Origin of the sequence: Citrobacter sp. Cf132, from assembly GCF_030333885.1 — a bacterium.
Classification (GTDB): domain Bacteria; phylum Pseudomonadota; class Gammaproteobacteria; order Enterobacterales; family Enterobacteriaceae; genus Citrobacter; species Citrobacter freundii.
Genome location: NZ_JAOWFA010000035.1, coordinates 14454 through 34880 on the forward strand (window position 1 = coordinate 14454; position 20427 = coordinate 34880).

At 54.8% G+C, this 20427-nt stretch carries 20 protein-coding genes and 1 rRNA gene; 10 read left to right on the forward strand and 11 right to left on the reverse strand.

All coding sequences use genetic code 11. The features are described from left to right. The first annotated feature begins 868 nt into the window (after positions 1-868). Positions 869-1081 (forward strand): cold shock protein CspG, encoded by a 213-nt coding sequence (gene cspG, locus OGV85_RS03145; protein WP_003033098.1) that lies wholly within the window; start codon positions 869-871, stop codon positions 1079-1081. Positions 1082-1199: 118 nt separating this feature from the next. On the opposite strand, the gene thiH is transcribed toward cspG, so the two are convergent. The 7 genes from thiH to OGV85_RS03180 all read right to left on the reverse strand — a co-directional run bounded on the left by thiH (position 1200) and on the right by OGV85_RS03180 (position 7415). Next, complete coding sequence (thiH, locus tag OGV85_RS03150; protein WP_061548208.1) at positions 1200-2333, reverse strand: 2-iminoacetate synthase ThiH; 1134 nt, start codon at positions 2331-2333, stop codon at positions 1200-1202. After that, on the reverse strand, positions 2330-3100 hold the full coding sequence (thiG, locus tag OGV85_RS03155) for a thiazole synthase (RefSeq protein ID WP_003842025.1): 771 nt from the start codon (positions 3098-3100) through the stop codon (positions 2330-2332). The genes thiH and thiG overlap by 4 nt, the downstream gene beginning before the upstream one ends. A gap of 1 nt (position 3101) precedes the next feature. After that, entirely contained in the window at positions 3102-3302 is a 201-nt protein-coding gene (gene thiS, locus OGV85_RS03160) for a sulfur carrier protein ThiS (protein ID WP_003033088.1), read from the reverse strand. Further along, complete coding sequence (locus OGV85_RS03165; protein ID WP_061548207.1) at positions 3283-4041, reverse strand: HesA/MoeB/ThiF family protein; 759 nt, start codon at positions 4039-4041, stop codon at positions 3283-3285. The genes thiS and OGV85_RS03165 overlap by 20 nt, the downstream gene beginning before the upstream one ends. After that, positions 4034-4669 carry a thiamine phosphate synthase gene (thiE, locus tag OGV85_RS03170; RefSeq protein WP_061548206.1) on the reverse strand — a complete coding sequence of 212 codons (636 nt, stop codon included), beginning with the start codon at positions 4667-4669 and terminating at the stop codon, positions 4034-4036. The genes OGV85_RS03165 and thiE overlap by 8 nt, the downstream gene beginning before the upstream one ends. Next, positions 4669-6567 carry a phosphomethylpyrimidine synthase ThiC gene (gene thiC, locus OGV85_RS03175; RefSeq protein ID WP_061548205.1) on the reverse strand — a complete coding sequence of 633 codons (1899 nt, stop codon included), beginning with the start codon at positions 6565-6567 and terminating at the stop codon, positions 4669-4671. Before thiC ends, thiE begins: the two co-directional genes overlap by 1 nt. 359 nt (positions 6568-6926) lie before the next feature. After that, entirely contained in the window at positions 6927-7415 is a 489-nt protein-coding gene (locus OGV85_RS03180; protein WP_003033077.1) for an Rsd/AlgQ family anti-sigma factor, read from the reverse strand. 96 nt (positions 7416-7511) lie between these two features. On the opposite strand from OGV85_RS03180, the gene nudC reads away from it, so the two are divergent. From nudC to OGV85_RS03210, 6 genes are all read left to right on the forward strand, one after another. Continuing rightward, positions 7512-8285 (forward strand): NAD(+) diphosphatase, encoded by a 774-nt coding sequence (nudC, locus tag OGV85_RS03185; protein ID WP_003033074.1) that lies wholly within the window; start codon positions 7512-7514, stop codon positions 8283-8285. Between the two features lie 50 nt (positions 8286-8335). Then, positions 8336-9400 carry a uroporphyrinogen decarboxylase gene (gene hemE / locus OGV85_RS03190; protein ID WP_061548204.1) on the forward strand — a complete coding sequence of 355 codons (1065 nt, stop codon included), beginning with the start codon at positions 8336-8338 and terminating at the stop codon, positions 9398-9400. A gap of 9 nt (positions 9401-9409) precedes the next feature. Continuing rightward, positions 9410-10090 (forward strand): deoxyribonuclease V, encoded by a 681-nt coding sequence (gene nfi / locus OGV85_RS03195; protein WP_003033072.1) that lies wholly within the window; start codon positions 9410-9412, stop codon positions 10088-10090. Between the two features lie 33 nt (positions 10091-10123). After that, entirely contained in the window at positions 10124-10714 is a 591-nt protein-coding gene (locus tag OGV85_RS03200) for a YjaG family protein (RefSeq protein WP_003842015.1), read from the forward strand. A 186-nt stretch (positions 10715-10900) separates the two neighbouring features. After that, the gene (gene hupA, locus OGV85_RS03205; protein ID WP_001044509.1) at positions 10901-11173 is read left to right on the forward strand and encodes a nucleoid-associated protein HU-alpha; all 273 of its coding nucleotides are present in this window, start codon (positions 10901-10903) and stop codon (positions 11171-11173) included. Between the two features lie 11 nt (positions 11174-11184). After that, positions 11185-11877: a DUF1481 domain-containing protein gene (locus tag OGV85_RS03210; RefSeq protein WP_003033064.1), complete on the forward strand. Its 693-nt coding sequence runs from the start codon at positions 11185-11187 to the stop codon at positions 11875-11877. Between the two features lie 61 nt (positions 11878-11938). On the opposite strand, the gene zraP is transcribed toward OGV85_RS03210, so the two are convergent. After that, complete coding sequence (zraP, locus tag OGV85_RS03215; protein WP_061548203.1) at positions 11939-12382, reverse strand: zinc resistance sensor/chaperone ZraP; 444 nt, start codon at positions 12380-12382, stop codon at positions 11939-11941. An 18-nt stretch (positions 12383-12400) separates the two neighbouring features. Beyond that, a complete protein-coding gene (locus OGV85_RS03220) occupies positions 12401-12589 on the reverse strand; it encodes a hypothetical protein (RefSeq protein ID WP_128299017.1) in 189 nt (62 codons plus the stop codon). Positions 12590-12646: 57 nt separating this feature from the next. On the opposite strand from OGV85_RS03220, the gene zraS reads away from it, so the two are divergent. Further along, positions 12647-14032 carry a two-component system sensor histidine kinase ZraS gene (zraS, locus tag OGV85_RS03225; RefSeq protein ID WP_061548202.1) on the forward strand — a complete coding sequence of 462 codons (1386 nt, stop codon included), beginning with the start codon at positions 12647-12649 and terminating at the stop codon, positions 14030-14032. Positions 14033-14037: 5 nt separating this feature from the next. Then, a complete protein-coding gene (gene zraR, locus OGV85_RS03230; protein ID WP_032937287.1) occupies positions 14038-15363 on the forward strand; it encodes a sigma-54-dependent response regulator transcription factor ZraR in 1326 nt (441 codons plus the stop codon). On the opposite strand, the gene purD is transcribed toward zraR, so the two are convergent. Beyond that, the gene (gene purD / locus OGV85_RS03235; protein WP_061548201.1) at positions 15360-16649 is read right to left on the reverse strand and encodes a phosphoribosylamine--glycine ligase; all 1290 of its coding nucleotides are present in this window, start codon (positions 16647-16649) and stop codon (positions 15360-15362) included. The genes zraR and purD overlap by 4 nt on opposite strands. Positions 16650-16664: 15 nt before the next feature. Continuing rightward, a complete protein-coding gene (purH, locus tag OGV85_RS03240; protein WP_061548200.1) occupies positions 16665-18254 on the reverse strand; it encodes a bifunctional phosphoribosylaminoimidazolecarboxamide formyltransferase/IMP cyclohydrolase in 1590 nt (529 codons plus the stop codon). Positions 18255-18875: 621 nt separating this feature from the next. Here purH and OGV85_RS03245 point away from each other — a divergent pair. Continuing rightward, positions 18876-20417, forward strand: a 16S ribosomal RNA gene (locus OGV85_RS03245). Positions 20418-20427 lie beyond the last annotated feature (10 nt).

Below are 20427 nucleotides of genomic sequence, written 5' to 3' on the forward strand. Positions count from 1 at the left end.
AAAAACAGTATTGACAGCGTTTTTTAAACCCGTATGTTAATACTTAACAGCGGAGAAATTGTAGTTTGCTGTTAACGTAGTAAGTGTTAGTAGAGCTTGATTGGGGTTTGCGATAAAGGCCACGAAGTATTTTTGTATGGGATAGTCGATGCTGAAAACGCTATTTTTTCACCTCGACAATGCTTTCAGGCCACGTAGTTGATATATCTAATCGCAAAAAATCAGTAAAACGCGACGATGTAACGCCATGATTTAATAGTAATTGTTCGTGATTTCTGCTTTTTTGGTTATCACGAGGGAAATAAGGCAACGCATCAAAGAGTATATGTCGCGAGGGGAAGTGTACTTGTTTAGGTCACCAGCCTTGAGTTCTATTATCAAGCGGGTGGAATGTGTTTAACGGTAAATAGAGGAAAGCTTTAGTTAGTATCAATATCCAATATTATCTGTAGTAAACGTGTACATTTTAAAGTAGTACCATCAGCAGTATTAAATCGTTAAGTTTATTAATGTTAAATTTGAAGTGTGTAGTAACGTAAAGCCCTGACTGCAATAGTCGGGGCTTTTGTTCATTGTAGATCAAGCTGTTATCCAGGATGCTTAGCCGCGTTGGTTCAACATTGCATCACTCAGTGGGTATTAAAAAAATTAATGCTTGCTTAATGATTAGAAGTAGGTCTACTATAGCGGCATCGGTTTGGAACACAGACCTTATGCAAGCAGTTTTAGTAAAGCAGTTCTCAGTTCAAGCGTTATCCTCAGATACTCTTCTTCATGAGCCTCCTCCCTAAGTGCCCCATAAGTTAATTTCTGCAAAACAGGCCATCTTCGCTGCATAAGCGGCTCAAAAACATGAAAGGAAGTATCTATGTCTAACAAAATGACTGGTTTAGTAAAATGGTTTAACTCTGATAAAGGCTTCGGCTTTATCACTCCTCAGGACGGTAGCAAGGATGTGTTTGTGCATTTTTCCGCTATCCAGAGTAACGATTTTAAAACGTTAGACGAAGGTCAAAAGGTGGAGTTCTCCGTGGAGAATGGCGCTAAAGGCCCGTCTGCTGTTAACGTTGTCGCGCTGTAAACGCCGATAATTTCACGAAGGCTTACGATAGCGATGAAGGCCAGAGCCCGAGCAGTTAAGCACCAGTGAAGAAAAAACCCGCGAAAGCGGGTTTTTTGTTTATGCGATAGCGTTGGACTTAGGGCAACTGTGCCGCGCGTCCCAGATAGCTGTCCCAGTCTTTCCACACGGGCTGTAATCCCTGCGCCATCAGTGCTTCAGCAACGGCTTCCGGGCGACGATCGTCGTGCGGGGAGAACTGTTCCAGTTCGGGGTGGTTATCGGCATAACCACCGGGCTGGGTTTTTGAGAAGGCGCTGACGTTGTTGATTGCCAACGGGATCACATGGTCACGAAACCATGGCGATTCGCGGGTGGAGAGCGACAGCTCAATTTCTGGTGCCAGTAAACGAAACGCGCAAATGGTCTGGACCAGCTGTCGCTCATCCATGATCGATGCAGGCTCAACGCCTCCGGTGCATGGGCGCAGGCGAGGGAAGGAGATAGAGTAGCGGCTCTGCCAGTAATGCTGCTGCATCCACAGCAGATGTTCAGCTACCATATAGCAGTCAACCCGCCAGCTGTCGGACAAACCAATCAACGCGCCAAGACCGATTTTGTCGATCCCTGCGCGGCCCAGCCGGTCCGGCGTTTCCAGTCGCCAGAAGAAATCCTGCTTTTTCCCCTTCAGATGGTGGTGGGCGTAAATCGCCTCATGATAGCTCTCCTGATACACCATCACGCCATCCAGCCCCAGCGTCTTCAGCTCCGCATATTCAGCCTCTGACAGCGGCTGTACTTCCATCTGTAAAGAGGCAAACTGGCGGCGAATGGCAGGCAAATGGCGACGAAAGTAATCCATCCCCACTTTGGCCTGATGTTCACCGGTGACCAGTAGCAGATGCTCAAAGCCCAGCTCACGGATAGCCGCACACTCACGTTGTATCTCATTTTCGTCCAGCGTTTTGCGTTTGATACGGTTGCTCATCGAAAAACCGCAGTAGGTGCAGTCGTTGGCACAAAGGTTGGAGAGATACAACGGCACGTAAAAGCTCACCGTGTTGCCAAAACGCTGACGGGTGAGCTTTTGCGCCCGTTGCGCAAGCGGCTCCAGATAATCGGCGGCGGCAGGAGAGAGCAATGCCATCAGATCGTCGCGACTAAGATGCGAAGCGTTGAGGGCGCGCTCCACGTCAGCGGCGGTTTTACCGTTGATGCGCAGGCGGATGTCGTCCCAGTCCAGCTGTCGCCAGCGATCGCTGAACGTTTTCATGCGAAGGCCTCCAGGAATCCGGTTAGCGGGCTTGTGGGATTTGCCTGCGAGCTTTTGCTTCCAGGTACCGCCTGGCGCGCCAAAAGACCTGCTTCAACTGCCAGACGGAAAGCGGTAGCCATCATTACCGGGCTGTCGGCTACCGCGATTGCCGTGTTGACCAAAACCGCGTCGGCGCCCATTTCCAGCGCCTGCGTGGCGTGGCTGGGGACGCCGATGCCTGCATCAACCACCACCGGCACGGTCGCCTGTTGGATAATAATCTCCAGCATCGCTTTGGTTTCCAGCCCCTGGTTGGAGCCGATAGGCGCGCCGAGCGGCATCACCGCCGCGCAGCCCACGTCTTCCAGCCGCTTGCACAGTACCGGATCCGCGCCGCAGTAGGGCAGCACCACAAAGCCCTGTTTCACCAGCGCTTCGGCAGCTTTTAGTGTTTCAATCGGATCCGGCAATAGCCAGCGGGCATCCGGGTGGATTTCTAATTTCAGCCAGTTTGTGCCCAGCGCTTCACGCGCCAGTTGGGCGGCGAAAATCGCCTCTTCAGCGGTTTTCGCTCCGGAGGTGTTAGGCAGCAGCGTCACGCCCGCGTCGATAAGCGGGGCCAGAATGGCATCGTTATGCTGGCGCAAATCCACGCGCTTCATGGCCAGCGTCACCAACTGGCTGCCGGAGGCGCGAATCGCCTCGACCATCAGTTGCGATGAGGCAAATTTTCCGGTACCGGTGAACAGATGTGAATCAAACGTTTTGTCGGCAATACGTAACATATCAACCCCCTGCAATAACCTGAAAAAGCAGGATCTGGTCGCCTTCCTGCACGATTTGCTGCTGCCACTGCTCGCGCGGCAGGATCTGCTGATTGAGCGCCAGCGCCGCGCCCGGTTTAAGCTGATTAAGCTCGGTGAGCAGCCCGCTGACGGTTTGTCCCTCGGCGCACTGCATCGGCTCATCATTGAACTGAATCTGCATGTTGCCCTCCACATACCGGGCAGCCGCTGGCACGTCGTAGTGCGAAGCTGCGCCACTGGCTGGTTTTACCGTCAAACAGGCGTAACTCGCCACTGGGCGTCGCAATGCCGCTAAGCAGTTTGATGGCTTCCAGCGCCTGCAAGGTGCCCATCACGCCGACAACCGGGCCGACGATACCGGCGGTACGGCAGTTGCGCTCAGGTTCGACATCATCCGGCCACAGGCAGCGGTAACAACCTTGTTCCCACGGTGGCGTGAGCACCATCAACTGGCCGCCGAAACCGACGGCGCTGGCGGTAACCAAAGGTGTATTCAGCGACACGCAGGCGGCGTTAATTTCCTGACGCGTGGCCATGTTGTCGGTACAGTCGAGCACCACATCGGCCCGCTCGACAGCGTGCCGCAGCGCATCGCCCGTCAGCCGCTGTTCAAGGACAACCAGCTCGCTGTCCGGGTTAAGACGCGCCAGATGGCGTTCCGCCGCCAGCGCTTTCGGGCGAGCAATGTCGTCGGTGGTGAACAATATTTGCCGTTGCAGATTGCTCAGATGAACGTCGTCATCGTCCGCCAGCGTCAGCGTACCGACGCCCGCTCCCGCCAGATACAGCGCGGCAGGCGAGCCTAATCCGCCCAGACCGACAATCAGCACATGGCTGTCGAGCAGCTTTTGTTGGCCCTCAATCGCGATATCGCCGAGCAGGATCTGCCGGCTGTAGCGCATAAAGTCGCGGTCATTCATCGCCGACTCCCGCTATGTCGAGCAGCTGCGCCGTGGCTGCCTGCCAGTCGGCCGCCTGGGTAATGGCGCTGACCACGGCAATGCTGCCAACACCGGTCGCCAGCACCGATGGTGCACGTCCCAGGCTGATGCCGCCGATGGCGACGGTCGGGTAATCGGCCAGTCGGTTAATATGGCTTGCCAGCTGCGTCAGCCCCTGCGGGGAGGAAGGCATCTGCTTGGTTTGCGTGGGGAAAACGTGGCCGAGTGCGATATAAGAAGGCTTAGCCGCCAGCGCGACGTCGATCTCCATATCATCGTGAGTGGATACACCCAGGCGCAGCCCCGCCGCCTGAATCGCCTTCAGATCGGTGGTTTCAAGGTCTTCCTGGCCCAGATGCACGCCGTAAGCGTTGTGCTTAATCGCCAGCCGCCAGTAGTCGTTGATAAACAGGCGGGCGTCATAGCGACGCCCCAGTTCAATGGCGGCCATGACGTCGGCTTCGACCTCTTCATCACGCTTATCTTTAATGCGCAGTTGGATCGTGCGTACGCCCGCCTGCAGCAGGCGTTCAATCCATTGCACGCTGTCCACCACCGGATAAAGCCCGAGGCGGAACGGCACGGTCGGGAAATCAGGCTGGTACATTATGCCTCCTCTTTTTTGAGGTAGATTTCACCGCCTTTGGCGCGGAAGTTCTCCGACATATCTGCCATTCCCACTTCAATAGTTTGCGCGGCGGCGTAGTCGCGTACTTCCTGGCTGATTTTCATTGAGCAGAACTTCGGCCCGCACATCGAGCAGAAATGGGCGACCTTGCCGGACTCTTGCGGCAGGGTTTCATCGTGATAAGCGCGGGCAGTGAACGGGTCGAGCGCGAGGTTAAACTGGTCTTCCCAGCGGAATTCGAAGCGCGCTTTCGACATCGCGTTGTCGCGGATCTGCGCACCCGGGTGCCCCTTCGCCAGGTCGGCGGCGTGGGCGGCAATCTTGTAGGTAATCAACCCTTGCTTCACGTCTTCTTTGTTCGGCAGGCCGAGGTGCTCTTTTGGCGTGACGTAGCACAGCATGGCGCAGCCAAACCAGCCGATCATCGCCGCGCCAATGCCGGAGGTGAAGTGGTCATAGCCCGGCGCGATATCTGTCGTCAACGGCCCTAAGGTGTAGAACGGCGCTTCGTGGCAGCTCTCCAGCTCTTCGGTCATGTTGCGTTGGATCATATGCATCGGCACATGCCCTGGGCCTTCAATCATCACCTGCACATCGTATTCCCAGGCGATTTTGGTTAGCTCGCCCAGCGTATGCAGTTCGGAGAACTGCGCTTCGTCGTTGGCATCCTGAATCGAACCCGGGCGCAGGCCGTCACCGAGAGAGAGCGAGACATCGTAGGCGGCGCAGATTTCACAAATTTCGCGGAAATGTTCAAACAGGAAGTTTTCTTTGTGATGAGAAAGGCACCATTTCGCCATAATTGAACCGCCGCGCGAGACAATTCCGGTCAGGCGTTTAGCGGTCATCGGCACGTAGCGCAGCAGTACGCCGGCATGGATAGTGAAGTAGTCGACGCCCTGTTCGGCCTGTTCCAGCAACGTATCGCGGAACGCTTCCCAGGTGAGATCTTCGGCGATCCCGTTGACCTTCTCCAACGCCTGGTAGATCGGTACGGTGCCGATCGGCACCGGGCTGTTACGCAGGATCCACTCGCGGGTTTCGTGAATATAGCGACCGGTGGAGAGGTCCATCACCGTATCTGCGCCCCAGCGGGTCGACCACACCAGTTTTTCGACCTCTTCTTCGATAGAGGAAGTGACCGCCGAGTTACCGATGTTGGCATTCACCTTCACCAGGAAGTTGCGGCCGATGATCATCGGCTCGGATTCCGGGTGGTTGATGTTGGCGGGAATAATCGCCCGGCCCGCAGCGACTTCATCACGCACGAATTCCGGGGTGATATTTTCCGGTAGACGAGCGCCAAAGTTCATCCCCGGATGCTGGTGGCGCAGCACTTCACTACGAATACGCTCGCGGCCCATATTTTCACGGATGGCGATAAACTCCATCTCCGGCGTGACGATCCCCTGACGGGCGTAGTGCAGCTGGGTCACGCGCTTACCGGCTTTGGCGCGCTTTGGCGTCAGCAGGCCGCTGAAACGCAGCTCGTCCAGGCCACCGTCGGCCAGGCGCTCTTTGGTGTAAGCGGAGCTGCGGTCGTCTAATTCTTCGCTGTCGTTACGCGCCGCAATCCACGGCTGGCGCAGTTTCGCCAGGCCCTGCTGGACGTTAATCGCCACGTCAGGATCGCCATACGGCCCGGAGGTGTCGTACACCGGCACGGCTTCGTTGTCTTCAAATTGCGGGTTGTCTTTGCTGCCGCCAATCAGCGTCGGGCTAAGCTGGATTTCGCGCATCGGAATGCGGATATCCGGCTGCGAACCGGTAATATAAATGCGTTTTGAGTTTGGGAAGGCGGTCCCTTCCAGGGTATCGATAAAGTGTTGGGCTTGCGCGCGCTGTTCGCGGCGTGATGGTTTAGTAGTGGCAGACATAGCTCATTCCAAAAAAGTAAGGACGTGGCTTGTCAGACGACGGATGAAGCAAGAGAGAGACGATCGCCCAAAGACGAACGGTTGTAGATTGACTCTTGTTCCCTTCGCAGGTCTTAACCTGATCAGGTTCCGCGGATCCCGAATTAACGGTCTCAGCCTTTTCCACTTCATCCTTCGCGCTGCCTCTTTGTTGGCTTCGTCCGCTCACTCCAGTCACTTACTTAGGTAAGCTCCTGGAGATTCACTGACTTGCCGCCTTGACGCATCACGAATGCTTTTGTGGAAAATAAGCACTCCGACAAGAAGTAACCTCTATATTAGAGGTAATGAATGTAAACTACGCGTTAATGCGACAAATCTCAAGCAGGACGTTTGAGAGTGCCACTCTCGTGCATCGCATCAAATACCAGCATGATCAGCTTATCTTCGAGCACGAACCGGGCTTCCAGCGCTTCGCCGAGATCCGATAAAACCTTTTGAAACTCAAGGAAGTTATCATGATCAATCGCAGTTTCCAGGCTGGAGTCATAGTAGTCCATGATCAGCTGCGTATTAGCTTCCAGCAGCGGCCAAATTTTTGTGGCTTTTAAAAGCTGCCCGTTCCCTTCCAATTTATGGAGAATACGTTCATAAATACTGAAGTGTCCGGTGGAGAGGTAATCGACCAGGCTCTGACAAAAATCATCCAGCGCCTTTTCATTGAGTCGCATGTACGATTCTTTGCCAGGCTTAATGCCAACCAGATTGTAGTAAGCCACGAGCAGGTGCTTACGTACATGTAGCCAGCGATCAACCAGTTTATTACTTCCTCCGACGTGCTCCGTCAGGCTTTCCAGCTGGTTTAGCATGATTGACTCCGCAAGATGGTGTTTAGGAACTGCTCACCCGTAAATGTAAAAATAATGTAAACAACATGCCTGTGAAGCAAAGGTTGCGCAAGAGATATGGATCGTATAATTGAAAAATTAGATAGCGGCTGGTGGATTGTAAGTCATGAGCAAAAGTTATGGTTACCTCATGGCGAGCTACCTTATGGCGACGCAGCCCGTTTTGATCTGATTGGTCAGCGCGCGCTGCCAATAGGCGAGTGGGAAGGGGAAACTGTCTGGCTGGTGCAGCAGCAGCGTCGACACGATATGGGGTCGGTGCGCCAGGTCATTGACCAGGACGTTGGCCTGTTTCAACTGGCCGGACGAGGCGTACAGCTGGCAGAGTTTTACCGCTCGCATAAATTCTGCGGTTACTGCGGCCATCCCATGCACCCGAGTAAAACGGAGTGGGCGATGCTCTGTAGTCACTGCCGTGAACGTTATTATCCTCAAATTGCTCCCTGCATAATCGTCGCTATTCGCCGAGATGATTCCATCCTGCTCGCCCAACATGTTCGCCATCGCAACGGCGTGCATACCGTGCTGGCGGGTTTTGTCGAAGTGGGCGAGACCCTCGAGCAGGCGGTGGCGCGTGAAGTCATGGAAGAGAGCGGCATCAAGGTGAAAAACCTGCGTTATGTCACTTCTCAGCCGTGGCCGTTCCCACAGTCTTTGATGACCGCATTTATGGCGGAGTATGATAGCGGCGAAATCGTCATCGACCCGAAAGAGCTGCTGGAAGCGAACTGGTATCGCTATGACGATTTACCGCTCTTGCCCCCGCCGGGTACTGTCGCGCGTCGATTGATTGAAGATACTGTGGCAATGTGTCGGGCTGAGTACGAGTAAAGAGCGAGTGGTGATACACTGATGGACTGACGCAATAAGGAACTGCAAAAATGACCGAACTGAAGAACGATCGTTATCTGCGTGCGCTGCTGCGCCAGCCCGTTGATGTCACTCCGGTATGGATGATGCGCCAGGCAGGCCGTTATCTACCGGAATACAAAGCTACCCGTGCCGAAGCGGGCGATTTTATGGCGCTGTGCAAAAATGCCGAGCTGGCCTGTGAAGTCACGCTGCAGCCGCTGCGTCGCTATAAACTTGATGCCGCGATCCTCTTCTCCGATATCCTGACGATCCCGGATGCGATGGGACTCGGGCTGTATTTTGAAGTAGGAGAAGGTCCACGCTTCACCTCTCCGATTACCAGCAAGGCTGACGTCGACAAACTGCCGATCCCGGACCCGGAAGATGGGCTGGGATACGTGATGAACGCGGTGCGCACTATCCGCCGTGAACTGAAAGGCGAAGTGCCGCTGATCGGCTTCTCCGGTAGCCCGTGGACGCTGGCGACCTACATGGTTGAAGGCGGCAGCAGCAAAGCCTTCACCGTGATTAAAAAGATGATGTATGCCGACCCTAAAGCGCTGCATCTGCTGCTTGATAAGCTGGCGAAGAGCGTCACGCTGTACCTGAACGCGCAGATCAAAGCGGGCGCGCAGTCGGTGATGATTTTCGATACCTGGGGCGGTGTGCTGACCGGTCGCGATTATCAGCAGTTCTCCCTGTACTACATGCACAAAATCGTCGATGGCCTGCTGCGTGAAAACGACGGTCGTCGCGTACCTGTGACCCTGTTTACCAAAGGCGGTGGTCAGTGGCTGGAAGCGATGGCGGAAACCGGCTGTGATGCGTTAGGTCTCGACTGGACCACTGACATTGCCGATGCGCGTCGTCGTGTAGGTCATAAAGTGGCGCTACAGGGCAATATGGATCCGTCCATGCTGTATGCACCGCCAGCCCGCATCGAAGAAGAGGTGGCGACAATTCTGGCCGGATTCGGTCAGGGCGAAGGGCATGTCTTTAACCTGGGCCACGGCATTCATCAGGACGTCCCGCCAGAACATGCGGGTGTCTTTGTGGAGGCGGTACATCGGTTGTCCGAACAGTACCACCGCTAAGGAGTCATTATGGATCTCGCGTCATTACGCGCGCAGCAGCTTGAACTGGCCTCTTCATTGATCCGCGAGGATCGTCTGAAGAACGATCCGCCGGATCTGATCGGCGGGGCGGACGTTGGGTTTGAGCAGGGTGGCGAAGTGACGCGAGCCGCGATGGTCTTACTGAAGTATCCCACGCTTGAACTGGTTGAATATAAGGTGGCGCGTATCGCCACTACCATGCCCTACATTCCCGGTTTTCTCTCCTTTCGTGAAACCCCCGCGCTGATGGCCGCCTGGCAACTGCTCTCGCACAAGCCAGATCTGCTGTTCGTTGACGGGCACGGCATTTCGCACCCGCGCCGTCTGGGCGTGGCCAGCCATTTTGGCCTGCTGGTGGACGTCCCAACGATTGGTGTGGCGAAAAAACGGCTGTGTGGCAAGTTTGAACCGCTCGCTGCTGAACCCGGTGCGCTAGTGCCATTGCTGGATAAAGGCGAACAGCTGGCATGGGTCTGGCGCAGCAAAGCGCGCTGTAACCCGTTGTTTATCTCTACGGGCCACCGCGTGAGTATGGACAGCGCACTGGCGTGGGTACAACGCTGTATGAACGGCTATCGTCTGCCGGAACCAACGCGCTGGGCAGATGCGGTGGCATCCGAACGCCCGGCTTTTACGCGGCTTGCAGCAAAAGCGCCCCATATCGGGTAAACTGCGGCTAATTTCCGTATTTGAGAACTCATCATGTTACAAAATCCGATTCACCTACGTCTGGAGAAGCTGGAAAGCTGGCAGCACGTCACATTTATGGCCTGTCTGTGCGAACGCATGTACCCGAATTACGCCATGTTCTGCAAGCAAACTGAATTTGGCGATGGACAGATTTACCGCCGAATTCTGGATCTGATTTGGGAAGCGCTGACGGTTAAAGACGCGAAAATCAATTTCGACAGCCAGTTGGAAAAGTTTGAAGAGGCCATTCCTTCTGCAGACGATTACGATCTGTACGGCGTTTATCCGGCGATTGATGCCTGTGTGGCATTAAGCGAACTGATGCATTCACGTCTTAGCGGTGAAACGCTGGAGCATGCAATTGAAGTTAGTAAAGCTTCGATTACGACGGTAGCGATGCTGGAAATGACCCAGGCTGGTCGCGAAATGACCGATGAGGAGCTCAAAGAGAACCCTGCCGTTGAGCAAGAATGGGATATTCAGTGGGAAATTTTCCGACTTTTAGCCGACTGTGAAGAACGCGATATTGAGCTGATAAAAGGGCTGCGTGCAGACCTGCGCGAGGCTGGCGAGAGCAATATTGGTATAAATTTTCAGCAATGACACCACAAAACGTGATTTAACGCCTGATTTGTCGTGCCTGAAGGCTTCCCATCCGCCCCCGGTCTGGTCTACATTTGGGGGGCGAAAAAAAGTGGCTATCGGTGCGTGTATGCAGGAGAGTGCTTTTCTGGCATTTCCGTCGCACTCGATGCTTAGCAAGCGATAAACACATTGTAAGGATAACTTATGAACAAGACTCAACTGATTGATGTAATTGCAGACAAAGCAGAACTGTCTAAAACACAGGCTAAAGCTGCTCTGGAATCCACTCTGGCTGCTATTACTGAGTCTCTGAAAGAAGGCGATGCTGTACAACTGGTTGGTTTCGGTACCTTCAAAGTGAACCACCGTGCTGAGCGCACTGGCCGCAACCCGCAGACCGGTAAAGAAATCAAAATTGCCGCAGCTAACGTACCGGCATTTGTTTCTGGTAAAGCACTGAAAGACGCGGTTAAGTAATTCGCGTGGCAGTGAACAGTTTTAACGAAGGGGCGGTTTCGCCCCTTTTGTCCATCTGGCGTCATACGCTTTGGCTTTCAGGTGTTCTGTTACTGTCTGCCTGCGGTAGCCATTCTGAGCTTCCTCCGTTCACGGCCAGCGGCTATGTTGGCGATCAGGGGGCGGTACGCATTTGGCGTAAAGACTCCGGTGACGATGTTCACTTGCTCTCGGTATTTAGTCCGTGGCGAAAAGGCGAAACCACTACCAGTGAATACCGCTGGCAGGGTGATTCGCTCTCTCTCATAGAACTCAACGTTTACAGTAAACCGGCTGAACATGTCCGTATACGCTTCGATGACCGGGGCGAACTGAGCTTCATGCAGCGTGAAGTCGACGGGCAAAAGCAGCAGCTTTCCAGCGATCAAATCGCGCTTTACCGCTATCGCGCCGATCAAATTCGCCAGACCAGCGATGCGCTGCGTCAGGGACGGGTGATATTGCGTCAGGGACGTTGGCATGCGGATAACACGGTCACAACCTGTGAAGGTGAAACGCTGAAGCCAGACCTGGAGTCGTGGGCGATAAACCATATCGAGCGCCGCCAGAAACATTCATCCGTAGAGGTGAGTGTGGCATGGCTGGAAGCGCCCGAAGGGTCGCAGATACTGCTAGTCGCCAATGAAGATTTTTGTCACTGGCAGCCTACAGCCAAAACTTTCTGAAAACCTGAAGACAGGTAGTCAGCAGGCCTGCACCGTATGGCGTCATCAGGCATCAAGTCTTTTACCAGTGACCCATTCCCATATGGCCGCCGCCGCGATGGTTACCGCCACCGCCGCATCCGCCGTAGCCCATTCCCGCGCCACGTGGCACGTCAGCCTGCGCCATTGCGACATCGCGTTTAACGCGCTGCTCGTCCAGAGACTGATTCAACGCTTCCATCTCTTTTGCAACGGCATTAATTTTTGCCGTGTCCGGCGAGCTGGCCGTTAATAGTGCATTGTACTCATAACGTTTGGATGTCAGCTGTTGGCGCAACGCGCTGGTCTGGGAGTAGTAATCATCATAGATTTTCTGTGCGGCAGCCTGCTGCTCAGCGGTCATTGGGGTACTGCCCCGTTGCTGCATTCCATCACCATATCCCCAGTGATTCTGCGCCAGTACCGGGGGGGAGCCCAGTGCGATAAGAGAAAGTGCAATCAGTGCCAGTTTGTTGTTCCGTTTCATCGTTCGTTCTCCTGTTGGTTAGCTTACATTCCCTATTGCATCTTCCGTGCCAAAGCGGCAATCCCAGTCCTGCGGGCGTCGTACCCGCCGTCTTTGCAGGAAAACGAGTAAAAATGACTCGCCAGAACGCGCCAGCGAGTCATTTTTACCCGGTACTTTCAGCTGTTTGTGTCTGAGGGCAGGGTTATCAGGGGGAAAAAATGGCATGATTTCTGCTGTATACCTGCAACGATGAAAGGAACAAGTGGGGTAAAGGGAGAGCGTATGCGTCTTTATAAGGATACGGTGGCAAAGTGGTTGAGCCGACTCTTGCTGGCGGCAATCCTGATTTTGGTCGGCTGGTTTTCGATTATGACTATTCGGGACTATGGGCGGGAAAGTGGTGCCGCGCGGCAAACGCTACTGGAAAAAGGCAGCGTGCTCATTCGCGCTCTGGAGTCTGGTACGCGTGTAGGCATGGGGATGCGCATGCATCATGCCCAGCAGCAGACGCTACTGGAGGAAATGGCCGTACAACCAGGCGTGCTATGGTTTGCCGTCGTCGATGAGCATGGTGTCATTATTACTCACAGCAATTCCGCGATGGTCGGGAAAACGCTCTATTCACCGGATGTCCTGCGACAGCTTAGTCCTGGGGAGCAAGAAAGCTGGCGGAATATTGAAATTCCAGCGAGGGATGGTGAAAAAACGCCGGCCCTGGAAATTTATCGCCAGTTTCAGCCGATGTATGGTCCAGGACGCCACGGCATGGCGCGCTGTGCCAGCAATGACGGGCAGCTTATCACCCCAGCGCAAACCATATTTATCGCCTTTGATGCCAGCGATCTGACAGCGACTCAGGCAAGAGAGTGGCGTAACACACTGATAGTCCTCTGTGCGCTGGCGGCTGTGTTGCTGGCCACCGTACTGACGTTCTTCTGGTATCAGCGCTATCAGCGCTCGTACAAAGAACTTCAGGATGCGATGAAGCGTAAAGAAAAACTGTTAGCGCTCGGGCATCTTGCGGCTGGAGTGGCGCATGAAATTCGTAACCCGCTTTCATCGATCAAAGGTCTGGCGAAGTATTTTGCCGAGCGAACCCCGGCAGGAGGCGAGTCGCATGAGCTGGCACAGGTGATGGCGAAAGAGGCGGATCGTTTAAATCGGGTGGTGAGCGAGCTGCTGGAGCTGGTGAAGCCTGCACATCTGACGCTGCAACAGGTGGATCTCAATGAGGTTATCACCCACTCATTACACCTGGTGGGTCAGGATGCGGCAAGCAGGGAAATCCAGCTCCGCTTTTCGGCCAATTCTACGCTGCCCGCTATCCAGGCCGATCCTGACCGACTGACTCAGGTTTTGTTGAATCTGTATCTGAACGCCATTCATGCGATTGGTCGTCAGGGCACGATCACGGTTGAAGCGAATGAAAGCAGCGGCGATCGCGTTAAAATTGTGGTTACCGATAGCGGGAAGGGAATTGCAGCGGAACAGTTGGAGGCCATTTTTACGCCTTACTTTACAACCAAAGCTGACGGAACCGGCCTCGGGCTGGCGGTAGTGCAGAACATTATCGAACAGCATGGTGGCACCATTCAGGTGGCAAGCGTTGAGGGCAAAGGTGCGACCTTTACCCTTTGGCTGCCGACCAAAGCGAAACAACAGGATTAACAAGGATGACGCGCGGAAAAATCAATATTCTGGTAGTAGATGACGATATCAGCCACTGCACCATTTTACAGGCGCTGCTGCGCGGCTGGGGTTATGAGGTCGCGCTGGCCTATAGCGGGCGAGCGGCGCTGGAACAGGTGCGCGAACGCGTATTTGATTTAGTGCTGTGTGATGTACGCATGGCGGAGATGGACGGTATCGCAACGCTGAAAGAGATTAAAGCGCTGAATCCGGCGATTCCGGTCTTGATCATGACGGCGTTCTCCAGCGTAGAGACCGCCGTTGAGGCGCTTAAAACCGGGGCGCTGGACTACTTAATCAAGCCGCTGGATTTTGACCGTCTGCAGGAGACGCTGGAAAAGGCGCTGGCGCATACGCGGGAAATGGGCGCTGAATTGCCGTCAGCGTCGGCTGCGCAGTTTGGCATGATTGGCAGCAGTCCGGCGATGCAGAAGTTGCTCAATGAAATCGCGATGGTTGCGCCCTCAGATGCGACAGTGCTCATTCACGGAGACTCCGGGACGGGCAAAGAGTTGGTGGCCCGGGCGCTGCATGCCAGCAGCGCCCGTCGCGATAAGCCGCTGGTGACGCTCAACTGCGCGGCGCTTAATGAATCGTTGCTGGAGTCCGAACTTTTTGGTCACGAGAAAGGGGCGTTTACCGGGGCGGATAAACGCCGGGAAGGGCGCTTTGTGGAAGCCGATGGTGGCACGTTATTTCTTGATGAAATTGGCGATATCTCACCGCTGATGCAGGTGCGTTTGCTGCGGGCTATCCAGGAGCGAGAAGTACAGCGGGTTGGCAGCAACCAGACTATTGCGGTTGATGTCCGGCTGATAGCCGCTACGCATCGCGATCTAGCAGAGGAAGTCAGCGCCGGGCGCTTTCGTCAGGATCTCTACTATCGTCTGAACGTCGTCACCATTGAAATGCCAGCGCTGTGCCAGCGCCGGGAAGATATTCCGCTGTTAGCCGAACATTTTCTCCAGCGTTTTGCCGCGCGTAACCGTAAAGCGGTGAAAGGCTTTACTCCGCAGGCGATGGATCTGCTGATCCACTACGACTGGCCGGGCAATATCCGTGAGCTGGAAAATGCGATTGAGCGCTCGGTGGTGCTGCTGACGGGGGAATATATTTCCGAACGTGAACTGCCGATGGCGATTGCCGCGACGCCGATAAAAACGGAATTCAGTGGCGAGATCCAACCGCTGGTGGATGTCGAAAAGGAGGTGATTCTGGCGGCGCTTGAAAAAACGGGCGGCAATAAAACGGAAGCCGCCCGTCAGTTAGGCATTACGCGTAAAACGCTGCTGGCGAAAATTTCGCGTTAGCGTTGCTCGCGTTCAATGGCACGCCAGCCGATGTCGTTACGGCTGAAGCTGCCATCCCAGCGGATGTCGGTCATCAGGGCGTAAGCGCGTTTCTGCGCTTCAGCCACGGTGTTACCCAGCGCGGTGGCGCACAGCACGCGACCACCGTTGGTTAGCACGCGATCGTCTGCAGACAGTTTGGTACCCGCGTGGAACACTTTACCGTCAGCGACGTCTTCCAGCGGCAGACCGTGGATCTCATCGCCGGTATTGTAATTACCCGGATAACCTCCGGCGGCAATGACCACACCCAGCGAGGCGCGTTCGTCCCACTCGGAGGTTTTCTCATCCAGTTTGCCGTCACAGGCGGCGAGGCACAGCTCCACCAGATCGGACTTCATGCGCAGCATGATCGGCTGGGTTTCCGGATCGCCGAAGCGGCAGTTAAACTCGATAACCTTTGGGTTGCCCTGCTTGTCGATCATCAGGCCCGCATAAAGGAAACCGGTGTAGGTGTTACCTTCCGCCGCCATGCCTTTCACGGTTGGCCAGATGATGCGTTCCATGGTGCGCCGATGCACTTCATCAGTTACCACCGGCGCTGGTGAGTAAGCACCCATCCCGCCGGTGTTTGGGCCGGTATCGCCATTGCCCACGCGCTTGTGGTCCTGGCTGGTGGCCATCGGCAGCACGTGCTCACCGTCGACCATGACAATAAAGCTCGCTTCTTCACCGTCGAGGAACTCTTCAATCACGATGCGGTGGCCCGCGTCGCCAAACGCGTTGCCGGCCAGCATGTCATGAACCGCGGCATCGGCTTCCTCCAGCGTCATCGCCACGATAACGCCTTTCCCGGCAGCCAGACCGTCAGCTTTGATAACGATCGGCGCGCCTTTCTCGCGCAGGTAAGCCAGCGCAGGTTCGATTTCGGTGAAGTTCTGATATTCCGCCGTCGGAATCTGGTGACGGGCGAGGAAATCTTTGGTGAAGGCTTTGGAGCCTTCCAGCTGCGCGGCACCTTCGGTTGGGCCGAAGATTTTCAGACCGGCGGCGCGGAACGCATCGACCACGCCAATCACCAGCGGCGCTTCCGGGCCAACGATGGTCAGATCGATCTTCTCGTTCTGGGCAAAGTCCAGCAGCGCCGGGATATCCGTTACGCCGATGGCCACGTTTTGCAGCGTGGGTTCCAGCGCGGTGCCCGCATTGCCCGGGGCGACAAATACTGTTTCGACTTTTGGCGACTGCGCCGCTTTCCACGCCAGGGCGTGCTCGCGCCCGCCGTTGCCAATCACTAATACTTTCATCGTCTGCTCCGTGGATTAATGGCGGAAGTGGCGCATATCGGTAAATACCATCGCAATGCCGTGTTCATTGGCGGCGGCAATCACTTCGTCATCGCGAATAGAACCACCCGGCTGGATCACGCAGGTCACACCGGCGGCAGCAGCGGCATCAATCCCGTCGCGGAACGGGAAGAAAGCGTCAGAAGCCATTGCAGAACCTTTCACTTCCAGGCCTTCGTCGGCCGCTTTGATCCCGGCGATTTTCGCGGAGTACACGCGGCTCATCTGGCCTGCGCCTATGCCAATAGTCATGTTCTCTTTGGCATAAACAATGGCATTGGATTTCACGAACTTCGCCACTTTCCAGCAGAACAGCGCATCGCGCAGCTCCTGCTCGGTCGGCTGGCGTTTGGTCACTACGCGCAGTTCAGCTTCGCTCACCATACCGAGGTCACGGTCCTGAACCAGCAGGCCGCCGTTTACGCGCTTGAAGTCCAGGCCCGGAACGCGCTGCGCCCATTGGCCGCAGACCAGCACGCGAACGTTCTGCTTGGCAGCGGTAATGTTCAGTGCTTCTTCGGTGGCGGACGGGGCGATGATCACTTCCACGAACTGGCGGGAGATGATCGCCTGCGCGGTTTCAGCATCCAGTTCGCGGTTGAAGGCGATGATGCCGCCGAACGCGGAGGTCGGGTCGGTTTTGTAGGCACGGTCGTAAGCGTCGAGAATAGAGGTACTTACTGCTACGCCACACGGGTTAGCGTGCTTAACGATCACACAGGCTGGCTCGTTGAATTCTTTCACGCACTCCAGCGCCGCATCGGTATCGGCGATGTTGTTGTAGGAAAGTGCTTTGCCCTGTACCTGCTGCGCAGTGGCAACGGAGGCTTCTTTAACATTCTCTTCTATATAGAAGGCAGCCTGCTGGTGGCTGTTCTCGCCGTAGCGCATATCCTGCTTCTTAATGAAGTTCAGGTTCAGCGTACGTGGGAAGCGACCGGCGGCTTCTTTGCTTTCGCCGTGGTAAGCCGGAACCATGCTGCCGAAGTAGTTGGCAATCATGCTGTCGTAAGCGGCGGTGTGTTCGAAGGCTTTAATCGCGAGATCGAAACGGGTGTCGAGGGTCAGAGAACCGTCGTTGGCATCCATCTCTTTAATAATGGCGTCGTAGTCGCTGCTCTTCACAACGATAGCTACATCTTTATGGTTCTTGGCAGCGGAGCGCACCATGGTCGGGCCGCCAATATCAATGTTCTCTACTGCATCTTCCAGAGAACAGCCTTCGCGGGCGACGGTCTGGGCGAATGGATACAGGTTAACAACCACCATATCGATAGGCGCGATACCATGTTGTTCCATTATTCCGTCATCCTGACCGCGACGACCAAGAATGCCACCGTGGACCTTCGGATGCAGGGTCTTCACGCGTCCATCCATCATTTCCGGGAAGCCGGTGTAATCGGAAACTTCGGTCACTGGCAGACCTTTCTCCGCTAACAGGCGCGCAGTGCCACCTGTAGACAGCAGCTCCACACCACGTGCGGAAAGTGCCTGAGCGAATTCAATGATACCGGCCTTGTCAGATACACTGAGCAGAGCGCGGCGGACTGGACGACGTTGTTGCATGGTAAATCCCCTGGATTTGACTATTACAGAGAGCGTTAGGTGAATTCTTGGCTAAAAACTCAGCTAACGCCCCTTACGGGGCATCCTTGTTGTGCGGGGGCATTGTAACGAAAACGTTTGCGCAACGCTCGCGAATTTTTAATTTTCGATTTTGCCCCTCGTTTCGAGCGCTGAAGATCGCACATATACAGAAAGGATCGTAGAAGTAATGGGTGGGTTTGTGGATAACTCTGTGCGTAAATGGGTATAAGGCGGGGTTTTGCTGTGGAATGCAGCAGTCAGTCATTTTTCTGCAATTTAAGGGTTGCGGGCCACAGGAAACTCCCTATAATGCGCCTCCATCGACACGGCGGATGTGAATCACTTCACACAAACAGCCGGTTCGGTTGAAGAGAAAAACCTGAAAATGAGGGTTGACTCTGAAAGAGGAAAGCGTAATATACGCCACCTCGCGACAGAGCGCTAAAGCGCGTCGCAACTGCTCTTTAACAATTTATCAGACAATCTGTGTGGGCACTCGAAGATACGGATTCTTAACGTCGCAAGACGAAAAATGAATACCAAGTCTCTGAGTGAACATACGTAATTCATTACGAAGTTTAATTCACGAGCATCAAACTTAAATTGAAGAGTTTGATCATGGCTCAGATTGAACGCTGGCGGCAGGCCTAACACATGCAAGTCGAACGGTAGCACAGAGGAGCTTGCTCCTTGGGTGACGAGTGGCGGACGGGTGAGTAATGTCTGGGAAACTGCCCGATGGAGGGGGATAACTACTGGAAACGGTAGCTAATACCGCATAACGTCGCAAGACCAAAGAGGGGGACCTTCGGGCCTCTTGCCATCGGATGTGCCCAGATGGGATTAGCTAGTAGGTGGGGTAACGGCTCACCTAGGCGACGATCCCTAGCTGGTCTGAGAGGATGACCAGCCACACTGGAACTGAGACACGGTCCAGACTCCTACGGGAGGCAGCAGTGGGGAATATTGCACAATGGGCGCAAGCCTGATGCAGCCATGCCGCGTGTATGAAGAAGGCCTTCGGGTTGTAAAGTACTTTCAGCGAGGAGGAAGGCGTTGTGGTTAATAACCGCAGCGATTGACGTTACTCGCAGAAGAAGCACCGGCTAACTCCGTGCCAGCAGCCGCGGTAATACGGAGGGTGCAAGCGTTAATCGGAATTACTGGGCGTAAAGCGCACGCAGGCGGTCTGTCAAGTCGGATGTGAAATCCCCGGGCTCAACCTGGGAACTGCATCCGAAACTGGCAGGCTAGAGTCTTGTAGAGGGGGGTAGAATTCCAGGTGTAGCGGTGAAATGCGTAGAGATCTGGAGGAATACCGGTGGCGAAGGCGGCCCCCTGGACAAAGACTGACGCTCAGGTGCGAAAGCGTGGGGAGCAAACAGGATTAGATACCCTGGTAGTCCACGCCGTAAACGATGTCGACTTGGAGGTTGTGCCCTTGAGGCGTGGCTTCCGGAGCTAACGCGTTAAGTCGACCGCCTGGGGAGTACGGCCGCAAGGTTAAAACTCAAATGAATTGACGGGGGCCCGCACAAGCGGTGGAGCATGTGGTTTAATTCGATGCAACGCGAAGAACCTTACCTACTCTTGACATCCAGAGAACTTAGCAGAGATGCTTTGGTGCCTTCGGGAACTCTGAGACAGGTGCTGCATGGCTGTCGTCAGCTCGTGTTGTGAAATGTTGGGTTAAGTCCCGCAACGAGCGCAACCCTTATCCTTTGTTGCCAGCGGTCCGGCCGGGAACTCAAAGGAGACTGCCAGTGATAAACTGGAGGAAGGTGGGGATGACGTCAAGTCATCATGGCCCTTACGAGTAGGGCTACACACGTGCTACAATGGCATATACAAAGAGAAGCGACCTCGCGAGAGCAAGCGGACCTCATAAAGTATGTCGTAGTCCGGATTGGAGTCTGCAACTCGACTCCATGAAGTCGGAATCGCTAGTAATCGTGGATCAGAATGCCACGGTGAATACGTTCCCGGGCCTTGTACACACCGCCCGTCACACCATGGGAGTGGGTTGCAAAAGAAGTAGGTAGCTTAACCTTCGGGAGGGCGCTTACCACTTTGTGATTCATGACTGGGGTGAAGTCGTAACAAGGTAACCGTAGGGGAACCTGCGGTTGGATCACCTCCTTACCTTAAAGAA

What these genes read in the sequence shown, in the direction of transcription:
- OGV85_RS03200 (WP_003842015.1), top strand. Translation starts at nt 10,124, where the DNA reads ATGTTACAAAATCCGATTCACCTACGTCTGGAGAAGCTGGAAAGCTGG.
- zraS (WP_061548202.1), top strand. Translation starts at nt 12,647, where the DNA reads ATGCGTCTTTATAAGGATACGGTGGCAAAGTGGTTGAGCCGACTCTTG.
- hupA (WP_001044509.1), top strand. Translation starts at nt 10,901, where the DNA reads ATGAACAAGACTCAACTGATTGATGTAATTGCAGACAAAGCAGAACTG.
- thiE (WP_061548206.1), bottom strand. Translation starts at nt 4,669, where the DNA reads ATGTACCAGCCTGATTTCCCGACCGTGCCGTTCCGCCTCGGGCTTTAT.
- thiG (WP_003842025.1), bottom strand. Translation starts at nt 3,100, where the DNA reads ATGTTACGTATTGCCGACAAAACGTTTGATTCACATCTGTTCACCGGT.
- cspG (WP_003033098.1), top strand. Translation starts at nt 869, where the DNA reads ATGTCTAACAAAATGACTGGTTTAGTAAAATGGTTTAACTCTGATAAA.
- nudC (WP_003033074.1), top strand. Translation starts at nt 7,512, where the DNA reads ATGGATCGTATAATTGAAAAATTAGATAGCGGCTGGTGGATTGTAAGT.
- nfi (WP_003033072.1), top strand. Translation starts at nt 9,410, where the DNA reads ATGGATCTCGCGTCATTACGCGCGCAGCAGCTTGAACTGGCCTCTTCA.
- thiS (WP_003033088.1), bottom strand. Translation starts at nt 3,302, where the DNA reads ATGCAGATTCAGTTCAATGATGAGCCGATGCAGTGCGCCGAGGGACAA.
- zraP (WP_061548203.1), bottom strand. Translation starts at nt 12,382, where the DNA reads ATGAAACGGAACAACAAACTGGCACTGATTGCACTTTCTCTTATCGCA.
- OGV85_RS03220 (WP_128299017.1), bottom strand. Translation starts at nt 12,589, where the DNA reads ATGCCATTTTTTCCCCCTGATAACCCTGCCCTCAGACACAAACAGCTG.
- thiH (WP_061548208.1), bottom strand. Translation starts at nt 2,333, where the DNA reads ATGAAAACGTTCAGCGATCGCTGGCGACAGCTGGACTGGGACGACATC.
- purH (WP_061548200.1), bottom strand. Translation starts at nt 18,254, where the DNA reads ATGCAACAACGTCGTCCAGTCCGCCGCGCTCTGCTCAGTGTATCTGAC.
- purD (WP_061548201.1), bottom strand. Translation starts at nt 16,649, where the DNA reads ATGAAAGTATTAGTGATTGGCAACGGCGGGCGCGAGCACGCCCTGGCG.
- zraR (WP_032937287.1), top strand. Translation starts at nt 14,038, where the DNA reads ATGACGCGCGGAAAAATCAATATTCTGGTAGTAGATGACGATATCAGC.
- OGV85_RS03180 (WP_003033077.1), bottom strand. Translation starts at nt 7,415, where the DNA reads ATGCTAAACCAGCTGGAAAGCCTGACGGAGCACGTCGGAGGAAGTAAT.
- OGV85_RS03165 (WP_061548207.1), bottom strand. Translation starts at nt 4,041, where the DNA reads ATGAATGACCGCGACTTTATGCGCTACAGCCGGCAGATCCTGCTCGGC.
- hemE (WP_061548204.1), top strand. Translation starts at nt 8,336, where the DNA reads ATGACCGAACTGAAGAACGATCGTTATCTGCGTGCGCTGCTGCGCCAG.
- thiC (WP_061548205.1), bottom strand. Translation starts at nt 6,567, where the DNA reads ATGTCTGCCACTACTAAACCATCACGCCGCGAACAGCGCGCGCAAGCC.